The sequence below is a fragment of the Paenibacillus sp. oral taxon 786 str. D14 genome, from assembly GCF_000159955.1.
Taxonomy (GTDB): Bacteria; Bacillota; Bacilli; order Paenibacillales; family Paenibacillaceae; genus Fontibacillus; species Fontibacillus phoenicis.
The window spans coordinates 1-4,245 of the sequence record NZ_GG695974.1 but is presented as its reverse complement, the minus strand read 5'-3'; the positions used below and the strand labels follow the sequence as shown (position 1 = coordinate 4,245).

Genomic DNA, 4,245 nt, shown 5'->3' with positions numbered 1-4,245 from the left:
CTTACTAACAAATTCTTAATTTCCACTAATATTTTCGTTTCGATCCTCATCTGTGTAATCTCTTACAGCTAAATGCCGATGATCTTAAAAACAAATTTTTTTATTTAATCAAACTTGAAGGGAGTGATTAGCTTCTCTAAAGTCAACGATAATCAAGTGAACAGTCACCTTAAATAAAAGAATTATCGGTACCTACTCCTAAAGTTTCCAAGAAAAGGATTGTTTAAATCCATAATATGCTCCCTCCTCCTGATCGTCAAGCTCTTCCGGTACTAAAACTGATCCTTTACCAATAGCCACTCAGTTATTGTGCACGTAAGTCGAGGGCTCACCCTTTACCGCTCCAAGGTAAACTCATCCAACCTGCGGCCGTTCACGGTATACGCGATGTACACCAAGGTGTGCTCGCTTACGGTGATCCCGGCAAACGTCTGCTTGTTGGGTTGGGTGTGTACGGCATGGTAGAACTTATCTTTTTTTAAATCGTTAAATTTGGGACCGGAGGTGTTGGTGACGACATAGACGGTCCCTTTGCCGTCTTGGGCGATTTGTCCATCCCTGATCGGATAGGAGCGGGAATATTCATGGTTGTGCCCCTGCAGCACCAGATCCACGCCAAACTCATCGAACACCGGAATCCAATCCTCGATTTTGTCGTACTGATTTCCACCGTAAGCAGGCCGATGAATCGCCACGATTGTCCAAGGCTTGGTGTTCTTGCGCAAATCCTCTCTGAGCCATTCCGTCTGCCTTTTGATTTTGGACTCCGTATTGAGCACAACGATATGAGCAAATCCATAATCAAAAGAATACGTAGTCCCCGGCGTAGCTCCCTCCGCCCCATTCTCCGGCACAAGAAAATGCGACGTAAACGCCGAAGCGTCCCCGGAAATTTCATCATGATTGCCCGCCACCGGCATCAGCGGCACGCGGGTAAGCCATTGGGCGGCTTGTCCAAACAGCCATTTCCAGCCCTGCGCATCGTCCGGATTCTCTGTCATATCCCCGTTGTGCACGATGAAGCGGGCTTCCGGGAATGCTTGAAACGCTTTGTCCAACGTGCGCGCCCAAAGCCGGAAATCCGCAGCCTTCTCGCCTTGCGAATCCGTGACGTTAATGAAGGTAAACGCCTGAGGTTCCTCAGGTTCTGTCACAAAGCTGGCCGGCTCGCTCCAGCCGTCTTCCTGTCCATTTCCCACGCGGTAGACATACGTCGTTCCCGGACGAAGGCCGGCGGCTAACACCTTGTACACTGTCTGCCCTTTGCCCCCGTCCTCCATCACGGACGCCTTCGCTTTGAAGCTGAGCACCTCTGCCTCGTTCCAGGAAGGATCGGGCTCCGCCCCCTCCGCGATCTGCAAAATCCCAGGCTCCCCGGACGCCCCTTCAGTCTGCCAGGTGAACGCCATCGTCGTCCGCGCATCCCCGCCGATCGTCATCACGATCGATTGGGGTTTCGGGACGGCGGATACGCCAGCCTGTTGTTTTTTTTGCCAGCCAAAGACGACGATGCCAAGCAGCAACACAACTACCACTATCCCCAGCCAAACCATCTGACTCCGACCTTTCATATAAAAAAACTCCTTCGTGAATTTCCCTCAAGATAATGCGCGGGGGAGCCCCCTGTCAACTTTCCGACTTACAGGATTTCACATTTGTCAACGCAGTGTTAAAACTTTCAGTTGATTTTCAGTTTGCGTTAAGTGGACAATCAGGGAGCCTTGATAGGATAAATGACATCACACATAAGGTTCCCGAGAAAAGAGGTGCAACTTGAACTTGAACCAGAAACTGAAGTATCGCCACGAGCTGAAATTTATGATCAACCGCCACCAGTATTATATCCTTCGGCAACGGTTACGGGGATTAGCCCGCCATGACGAACATGCGGGACAGGACGGTGAATACCATATTCGCAGCCTGTATTTCGACGACATCGACAACTCCGCCTTGCACGACAAATTGGGGGGCATCCGTGACCGCCGTAAATACCGGATTCGCATTTATAACGGGCGGGACGACCTGATTCAGTTTGAGAAAAAAATCAAAAAAGGCGACTATATCGCCAAGCTCAAAGAACGGTTGACCCGGGAGACGGTGGATGCCATCCTGGCCGGAAATATTGAAGTGCTGAACGTGCCGGAAAAGCCGCTGTTGTATGAGCTTTACCTTGAGATGAAGCAGCGACTCTTGGCGCCGCAGGTGATCGTCGATTATGTCCGCGAACCGTTTGTTTGCCCGAACGGCAATGTGCGGATCACGTTTGATAAGGAGCTGCGGACCGGACTCCATGCCGTCAATTTGTTTGACCCGGATTTACGGCCCGTTTCGGCCAACGATGACAAGCTCATCATTCTCGAGGTCAAATACGACGAGTACATTCCGGAATATCTGCAGGCCGCTCTGCAGTTAGAGGGGCTCAGACAGCAATCGGCATCCAAATACGTCATTTGCCGCAAATATTTGAAGACCAACGCATGGGAGGATTATTGATTGATGAATGCAACAAATACTGCAACGACAACAACGAATTTTAGCGATATCGTGAAAAATTCCATTCTCGACAATTTCACTTCAGACATCAGCATCAGCAAAATCATCATTACGTTAGGCGTTTCGTTCCTGATCGGACTGTTCATTTACATTTTGTACAAACGGGTATTCAGCGGGGTGCTGTACTCGAAGAGCTTTAACGTCTCGCTCATCGGCATGACAATGGTCACTGCGATGGTGATTATCGCCGTTAACTCCAACCTGGTGCTGTCCCTCGGTATGGTTGGTGCCCTGTCGATCGTCCGCTTCCGTACGCCGATCAAGGATCCAACCGATCTGATCTTCCTGTTCTGGGCAGCCGCAGCCGGGATCGTCGCAGGCGCCGGGTTTTATGCGCTGGCCGCCATCGGTTCGGCGGTGATTGGCCTCATCCTGTTCCTGTTTATCAAGAGCAGTTCCTTGGAAACCCCTTATCTGCTGGTTGTGAACTGTGAGAGCGATGAGAGCGAGAAGCTCGTTCATTCGCAAATCGGGCAGCTGGTCAAACGCTACAACGTGAAGCAAAAAACCGTAACCGCAGGCAACATTGAAATGACGCTAGAGGTTCGCTTGCGCGATCAGGAAGGCAATTTTGTGAACCAAATTACCGCGCTGGGCGGCGTCAAAAATGCCGTGTTGATCAGCTATAACGGCGACTACGTGTCTTAACGGAACCCGGAGGTGGAAGAGAATGATGCGCAAAGGGACCCGGCTTTTGCTGTGGACGTGCGTCGGGCTGCTGTTGGTTGGCCTGATTGCTTGCGAGGCCACCATGAATTCCGGGGGATCCTCCGTGACGAACAGTCAGACGGGGGCTGCCGGGGAGCGAACGGTCTCTGCGGAGGAGAAAAAGCTGGATGAAGAGGTGTTCCCCAAGGACCGGGTGGTTGACGTGAAAATCACCATCGACGAGGCGGATTTCCAAGACATGCTGGACAATGCCAGCGCCGAGGAATTCAAAACCGCGTCGGTGGATTACAACGGTCACCATTTTGACAATGTCGGCATCCGTACCAAAGGCAATTTGAGCTTGCGCAGCGTGGTGCAAATGAGCGATTCCGATCGGTACAGCTTTAAGTTGTCTTTTGACGAATATGTGAATCAAACCTTGGAAGGTATTCAAAAAATCAACCTGAACAACAACTACAGTGACGCTACGTACATGCGGGAGTTTCTGACCTATGAGCTATCCGAGCAGATGGGCTTGCCAACGCCAAAGCACTCTTACGTGAACGTCTATATTAACGGCGAGCTCTGGGGGTTCTACCTGGCGGTGGAGCAAATCGGCGACGCCTATCTGGAGCGTAACTTTGGCAATGCCTACGGGGCGTTGTACAAAGGGGAAATGACCGGCAGCGGCAGCGATTTGACCTGGTTGGGCGATGATCTGTCGGCGTATACCGGATTGGTGCAGAAGTCGAAGTCGTCGAACGGCGATATCCTGATCAAGATGCTGGATGAACTGAATAACGGCAGCAACTATGAAAAATACATCAATGTGCCGGACGCGCTGGGCTACATTGCGCTAAACACGCTCACGAACAATATGGACAGCTACATCGGCGCCAATAAGCAGAACTATTATTTGTACGAAAACAACGGCGTCTTCTCTATCCTGCCTTGGGATTACAACATGGCCTTTGACGGCATGGGCGGCGGATTTGGCGGTATGGGCCGAGGCGACCGATTCGGCCGAGGCGCGGATGGCGCTGG

At 51.3% G+C, this 4,245-nt stretch carries 4 protein-coding genes; 3 read left to right on the top strand and 1 reads right to left on the bottom strand.

What is annotated here, in order from left to right; genetic code table 11:
* Positions 1 to 335: 335 nt before the first annotated feature.
* Positions 336 to 1,571 carry a purple acid phosphatase family protein gene (locus tag POTG_RS08575; RefSeq protein WP_009224429.1) on the bottom strand — a complete coding sequence of 412 codons (1,236 nt, stop codon included), beginning with the start codon at positions 1,569 to 1,571 and terminating at the stop codon, positions 336 to 338.
* Positions 1,572 to 1,779: 208 nt separating this feature from the next.
* Here POTG_RS08575 and POTG_RS08570 point away from each other — a divergent pair, with 208 nt between their 5' ends.
* The 3 genes from POTG_RS08570 to POTG_RS08560 form a co-directional block, all read left to right on the top strand.
* A complete protein-coding gene (locus POTG_RS08570; RefSeq protein ID WP_028539950.1) occupies positions 1,780 to 2,493 on the top strand; it encodes a polyphosphate polymerase domain-containing protein in 714 nt (237 codons plus the stop codon).
* Between the two features lie 3 nt (positions 2,494 to 2,496).
* On the top strand, positions 2,497 to 3,201 hold the full coding sequence (locus tag POTG_RS08565; RefSeq protein WP_028539949.1) for a DUF4956 domain-containing protein: 705 nt from the start codon (positions 2,497 to 2,499) through the stop codon (positions 3,199 to 3,201).
* Positions 3,202 to 3,223: 22 nt separating this feature from the next.
* Positions 3,224 to 4,245: CotH kinase family protein (locus POTG_RS08560; protein ID WP_009224426.1), on the top strand; the 1,022-nt coding region annotated here is incomplete at its 3' end.